This window comes from Lentzea sp. NPDC060358 (assembly GCF_042725365.1).
In the GTDB taxonomy this organism is placed as follows: domain Bacteria; phylum Actinomycetota; class Actinomycetes; order Mycobacteriales; family Pseudonocardiaceae; genus Lentzea.
The window spans coordinates 1-5,741 of the sequence record NZ_JBHXCW010000362.1 but is presented as its reverse complement, the minus strand read 5'-3'; the positions used below and the strand labels follow the sequence as shown (position 1 = coordinate 5,741).

Here is a 5,741-nt window from a genome sequence, read left to right as displayed (position 1 = left end):
GTGCCGGGCGTCGTCGCGTCCGCGGGTCTCAGGCGCGGCGGCGTAAGCGCAGGCCGACGACGAGGGCTGCGGCCAGGAAGAACCCGCCCAGCGACAGCGCGAGCGGCCAGTTCTGCCACGCCCCGCTCGACGTCGGCGCGGCCTGCGGTTCGTCCGAGGTCGCGGCTGGCGGCGGGGTCGTCGTCGTCTTCGGCACCGAGGGCTGGGCCAGCGCCGCGGCGCCCTCGACGGCACGCAGCGGTGTGCCCGCGCCCTCCGAGGCGGAGAGCAGCGTGCCGTTCGGCTCGAACGCGATCGCCTCGCCCTGCGGCTCGTCCGGCAACGGGATCCGGACCGGGTCGCCCTCCAGCGCCTTGACGACGTCGCCGTCGGGGACCGAGTAGAGGTACGCGTCGGTGTAGGTGCGCAGGGCGATGACGGTGCCGTCGGCCGTGGAGGCGGCGCCCGTCACGAGACGGGTGTCGAGACTGCCCTCCAGGGGGCCGCCGGGGGTGTCCGTCGACGACAGCGTCACGCGGCCGACCTGCTCCATCGGCACCGATATATCAGTTCGGAGAGGACCCGTCGGCCGATATATCAGCGCGGAGCCCAAGGGTTCCTTGGTGATGATGAACGGCGTGCCGGACTTGTCGATGACCAGCGCCTCGGCGTCGTGCTTGCCGTCCGGGTAGGTCAGGCGGAACCGCTCCACGGCGCCCGAGGGCGTGACCTTGTGCAGGGCGACCGTGGGGCGGCTCTTGTTGTTGTCGCCGGTGTCGGACGCCCAGAGGGTGCCGTCCGGTGTGATCGCCAGGTCCTCGACGTCGTACGGGTCGACGGGCGCGGTGATCGTGCGCTTCACGGTGCAGTCGCGGCCCATGACCACGATGCGCAACGTGCCGTTGTCGCTGTCGCTGACGGCGAAGAGCTCGGTGCCGTTGGACGCGAGCCCGGAGAGTTCCTGCATCTCTACCGGGCACACGTCCACCGGTGGGGGCGGGAGGATCAAGCAGGTGTCCCGTTCGTCGCGAACTCCTCGAGCACGCCGGCGAGGTCCGGGCGCACGCGGGCGCTGAGCAGCGTGCCCACCTCCGTGTGCTTCTCGGACAGCACCTCGCCGTCGCGGTGCACGCGGGCGACGACCTCGCCACGCGCGTACGGCACGAGCGCCTCGACCACGACTTCCGGTCGTGGCATCAGCTCGGCGATGCGGACCCGCAGCTCCTCGATGCCGACGCCGGAGTGCGCCGACACGAACGACGCGTCCGGGAACAGGTGCCGCAGCCGGGCCATGCCCAGGTCGCCGACCGCGTCGATCTTGTTGACGACGAGCAGCTCGCGCGGCATCGGCGTCTCGGTCTTGTCGTTGATCTCGGCGAGGACCTCGCGCACGGCCTTGACCTGCATCTCCGGCATGGCGTCGGAGCCGTCGACGACGTGCACGAGCAGGTCGGACTGGCCGACCTCCTCGAGGGTGGAGCGGAACGCCTCGACCAGCTGGTGCGGCAGGTGCCGGACGAAGCCGACGGTGTCCGTCAGCGTGTACGGCAGGCCTTCCGGTGTCAGCGCGCGGCGCGTCGTCGGGTCGAGGGTCGCGAACAGCGCGTCCTCCACCAGCACTCCGGCGCCCGTCAGGGCGTTGAGCAGCGACGACTTGCCCGCGTTGGTGTAGCCCGCGATGGCGATGCTCGGGATCTCGTTCGCCGTGCGGCGGCCCCGCTTCGTCTCGCGGATGACACCGATCGCGGCGATCTCGCGGCGCAGCTTGGCGATGCGCGCGCGGATCCGGCGCCGGTCGGTCTCGATCTTCGTCTCACCGGGACCGCGCAGACCCACACCGCCGTTGCCGCCGCCGGCACGGCCACCGGCCTGCCTCGACAGCGTCTCGCCCCAGCCGCGCAGGCGCGGCATCAGGTACTGCAGCTGGGCCAGCTCGACCTGCGCCTTGCCCTCCTTGGACCGCGCGTGCTGCGCGAAGATGTCCAGGATCAGCGCGGTGCGGTCGATGACCTTGACCTTGAGCTTCTCCTCGAGCTGGCGCAGCTGGCCGGGCGAGAGCTCGCCGTCGCAGATCACCGTGTCGGCGCCGGTCGACTGGACGACGTCGCGCAGCTCGGAGACCTTGCCCGAGCCGATGTAGGTCGCGGCGTCCGGCTTGTCCCGCCGCTGCACGACGCCTTCGAGGACCTCGGACCCCGCGGTCTCGGCGAGGCGCGCGAGCTCCGCCATCGAGGCGTCGGAGTCGGCTGCCGTGCCCTCGGTCCACACCCCGACGAGCACGACCCGCTCCAGGCGAAGCTGGCGGTACTCGACCTCGGTGATGTCCTCGAGCTCGGTGGACAGCCCGGCGACGCGGCGCAACGCGGCGCGTTCGGCCAGTTCGTAGTCACCGGTCGAGAAGTCGTCCTCCTCGTCCCAGGTGGCGTCGAACTCCGGGTCGAACTCTGTGCTCTGGATGTTTTCCGTCATTTGCCCTTCATCGTCCCACGGACCTTCAGTCCCCCGGATACACCGCGAGGTAGATCGCCACACGGGGAACATCCGGCTCGACCGGTTTCGCGGCCAGCTCATCCATCAACGACGCAAGACGCCGCTTTAGTTCCTCGGGGTCGACCGTGACGACCAGACGGCTCTGCTCCACCTCGTCGAGCCCGATGTCGGCAACCTCGCCGAGGAAAGCGTGCAACATCGCCTCACCGACTGCGACCGCATTTCCGCTGTTGTCGAGCTGCCACGACAGCCCCGTCGACCGGTAGGGGATCTCCTTCGCGCCCCGGTTGCCCGTGCGCGGCGGCATGGCCTCGAGGAATCCGGCGGCGACGAGCTTGCGCACGTGGTGCAGCGTCGTGGCCGGGTCCTTGCCGAGCCGTTGCGCCAGCTCCTTGTTGGTGAGCGGGCGGTCGAACGTCAGGCGGATCATCCTCAGCCGCAGGTCGGAGCTGAGAGCCGCGGCTTCGTCGCTGGTCGCGGGCCGGCGCTTGCGGGAGAGGGGCACGGCGCCAGTGTAAGTGATTGACAGTTTCCAATCACTCGGCGCAGACTGCCCGCCATGACGCTTTGGGGGCACCCGGACTTCCGCCGGTTGTGGATGGGCGACACCATCAGCCAGTTCGGCGCGACGGTCGGCATGACCGTGATCCCGCTGCTCGCGGCGGGCGCGCTGAACGCGACACCGTTCGAGATGGGACTGCTGGCCGCGGCGAGCACGATGGCGTTCCTCGTCATCGGCCTGCCCGCGGGCGTGTGGGTCGACCGGATGCGGCGCAAGCCGTTGATGGTCGCGATGGACGTCGCCCGCGCGGCGCTGATGCTGAGCGTGCCCGTCGCGGGGTGGCTGGGCCTGCTCGACCTGCCGCAGCTGATCGTCGTGAGCCTCGCGGTGGGCGTGTGCACGGTGTTCTTCGACGTCGCCTACCAGTCGTACCTGCCGTCGCTGGTCGGGCGCGGCCAGCTCGTCGAGGGCAACTCGAAGCTGCAGGCGAGCCTGTCGGTCGCGGAGGTGTCCGGACCCGCGATCGGCGGCTACGCGGCCCAGTTCCTGGGGGCGGCCAACAGCGTCCTCGCGACCGGCCTCGGCTACCTCAGCTCGGCGTTGTTCCTGGTCAGGATCAAGACGGCGGAGCCGGCGCCGGAACGCCACCCCGACCCGCACCTGCGCCGTGAGATCATGGAGGGGCTGCGGTTCGTCTTCGGCAACACCACCCTGCGGATGATCGTGGCCTGCACCGGCACGTCGAACTTCTTCCACGGCATCCAGAACGCGGTGATGGTCCTCTTCCTGCTGCAGACCGCGGGCCTGAGCGAGGGCACGGCCGGGCTGGTGCTCAGCGCCGGCGGCGTCGGCGGTGTGCTCGGCGCGGCGTTCGCCCACCGCATCGGCCTGGCCGTCGGCCAGGCCAGGATGATCTGGCTCGTCCCGGTGCTGACCTGGCCGTTCACCCTGGCGCTGCCGTTCGTCTCCGACGGCTGGGGCCTCGTGCTGCCGATGGCGTGCCTGGCGGTGACGTCGTTCGGCGTCGTCGTCTACAACGTCGGCCAGGTGAGCTACCGGCAGGCGATCTGCCCCGACCACCTGCTGGGCCGGATGAACGCCTCGATCCGCTGGGTGGTGTGGGGCACGACGCCGCTGGGCGCGCTGCTCGGCGGCGTGCTCGGGTCGTGGCTCGGGATCGTGCCGACGCTGTGGGTGTCGCTCGCCGGCTCGGTGTCCGGGGTGGTGTGGGTGCTGCTCTCGCCGCTGCGATCTATGCGGGACCTGCCGACGACGTCTAGCGTCGACGCCCATGGCTGACACCTCGGTGCTGCGGGACGGTCTTCACTTCGGCGAGGGGCCGCGGCGCGGTCCCGACGGCCGCCTCTACTACTCGGACTTCTACGCGGGCGAGGTGCACGCCCTCGATCTCGCGACGGGTGACGACGAGGTCGTCGTCGCCTTCACCGGCCAGCCGTCGGGCCTGGGCTGGCTGCCGGACGGAACTCTGCTGGTCGTGTCGATGCTCGACCGCACGGTCCGCAAGCTCGTCGGCGACGACCTCGTCGTCCACGCCGATATATCGGATATCGCGACGTTCCACGCCAACGACATGCTCGTCGACGGCGAAGGGCGCGCGTACGTCGGCAACTTCGGCTTCGACCTGCACGGCCTCATCGACGAGGTCGGCATCCCGCACCTGCTCGAACCGACCTTCGACCCGCTTGGCGCGCAGCTCGCGCTCGTGCAGCCCGACGGCACCGTCGGCGTCGTCGCCGAGGACCTCAAGTTCCCGAACGGCATGGCGCTGCTGCCCGACCCGTCCGGCCGGTCCGAGAGCGGCAGCGTCTTCGTCGTCGCCGAGACCGTCGCGTTCCGGCTGACGGCGTTCTCCGTCGGCCGCGACGGGTCGTTGCACGACCGCCGGGTGTGGGCCGACGTGAAGGAGCTCGGCATCGCGCCCGACGGGATCGCGGGCGACGGGGACGGCGTGTGGGTGGCGCCGGCGTTGCAGCCCGCGGTCTTCCGGATCGCCGAGGGCGGCGAGGTGACCCACCGGGTCGAGACGACGCAGACGTGCTTCGCCGTCGCCGTCGTCGGCGACAAGCTCGTGTGCCTGACGGCTCCGGACTCGAACCCGTCCGTCGTGAAGCCGGACCGGCTCGGCCGGATCGAGGTCTACGACCTCGGCTGATATCCGATATATCAGCCGGGCGGCAGATCAGGCCAGGGCGTCCCACCAGGACTTGTCGAGCTCGCCGCGCGCGACGAGCACGGCAGGTCCGGTGAGCGTCGACGTCGTCGCCTCGATGGTCACGCGGACCTGGCCGCCGAGGACGTCGACGGTCGCCGAGCCGGTCGTCCTGCCCTGGCCCGCGAGCCAGGAGGCGACGGCCGCGACGGTGCCGGTGCCGCACGACCGGGTCTCGCCGACGCCGCGCTCGTGGACGCGCATGCGCAGCGCGTCCTGACCGATGACGTTGACGAACTCGACGTTCACGCCGTGCGGGAACATCACCGGGTCGAAGCCGGGAGGGGCGGTCAGGTCGAGGTTCTCGACGGGTTCCTCGGTGACGCACGCCAGGTGCGGGTTGCCGACGTCGACCGCGAAGCCGCCGATGCCCACCCCGTCGACCGCGGCGATGGACGTGCCGGTGACCCACGCGGGGCCCATGTCGTTGGTGACGGAGCCGTCCGGGTGCGTCACCACGGTCCGGTCGCCGGCGCGCGTGCCGACGACGAACTCGCCCTGCGGCTGGTGGCCTGCGTCGACCAGGTAGCGGGCGAAGAC

The 5,741-nt window shown here is 70.9% G+C and carries 6 protein-coding genes; 2 read left to right on the top strand and 4 right to left on the bottom strand.

The window, feature by feature from the left end; genetic code table 11:
• Nucleotides 1–28 precede the first annotated feature (28 nt).
• From ACFWGZ_RS39010 to ACFWGZ_RS39000, 3 genes are read right to left on the bottom strand one after another with little or no spacing between them, the layout of a single operon-like run.
• Nucleotides 29–946, bottom strand: coding sequence for a hypothetical protein (locus tag ACFWGZ_RS39010; protein WP_382456624.1), 918 nt, complete (start codon nucleotides 944–946; stop codon nucleotides 29–31).
• A gap of 38 nt (nucleotides 947–984) precedes the next feature.
• Nucleotides 985–2,448, bottom strand: coding sequence for a GTPase HflX (gene hflX, locus ACFWGZ_RS39005; RefSeq protein WP_382456623.1), 1,464 nt, complete (start codon nucleotides 2,446–2,448; stop codon nucleotides 985–987).
• A 25-nt stretch (nucleotides 2,449–2,473) separates the two neighbouring features.
• Complete coding sequence (locus ACFWGZ_RS39000; RefSeq protein WP_382456622.1) at nucleotides 2,474–2,974, bottom strand: ArsR/SmtB family transcription factor; 501 nt, start codon at nucleotides 2,972–2,974, stop codon at nucleotides 2,474–2,476.
• 54 nt (nucleotides 2,975–3,028) lie between these two features.
• Between ACFWGZ_RS39000 and ACFWGZ_RS38995 the strand changes: the two genes are divergently transcribed.
• Nucleotides 3,029–4,270: an MFS transporter gene (locus tag ACFWGZ_RS38995; protein ID WP_382456621.1), complete on the top strand. Its 1,242-nt coding sequence runs from the start codon at nucleotides 3,029–3,031 to the stop codon at nucleotides 4,268–4,270.
• A complete protein-coding gene (locus tag ACFWGZ_RS38990; protein ID WP_382456620.1) occupies nucleotides 4,263–5,144 on the top strand; it encodes an SMP-30/gluconolactonase/LRE family protein in 882 nt (293 codons plus the stop codon). Before ACFWGZ_RS38995 ends, ACFWGZ_RS38990 begins: the two co-directional genes overlap by 8 nt.
• Nucleotides 5,145–5,171: 27 nt before the next feature.
• Here the strand turns inward: ACFWGZ_RS38990 and dapF are convergent.
• Nucleotides 5,172–5,741 (bottom strand): diaminopimelate epimerase (gene dapF / locus ACFWGZ_RS38985; RefSeq protein WP_382456619.1); only part of this gene is annotated, 570 nt, incomplete at its 5' end.

Coding starts and splice junctions, on each gene's coding strand:
- ACFWGZ_RS38995 (WP_382456621.1), top strand. CDS start 3,029: ATGACGCTTTGGGGGCACCCGGACTTCCGCCGGTTGTGGATGGGCGAC.
- ACFWGZ_RS38990 (WP_382456620.1), top strand. CDS start 4,263: ATGGCTGACACCTCGGTGCTGCGGGACGGTCTTCACTTCGGCGAGGGG.
- ACFWGZ_RS39010 (WP_382456624.1), bottom strand. CDS start 946: ATGCAGGAACTCTCCGGGCTCGCGTCCAACGGCACCGAGCTCTTCGCC.
- hflX (WP_382456623.1), bottom strand. CDS start 2,448: ATGACGGAAAACATCCAGAGCACAGAGTTCGACCCGGAGTTCGACGCC.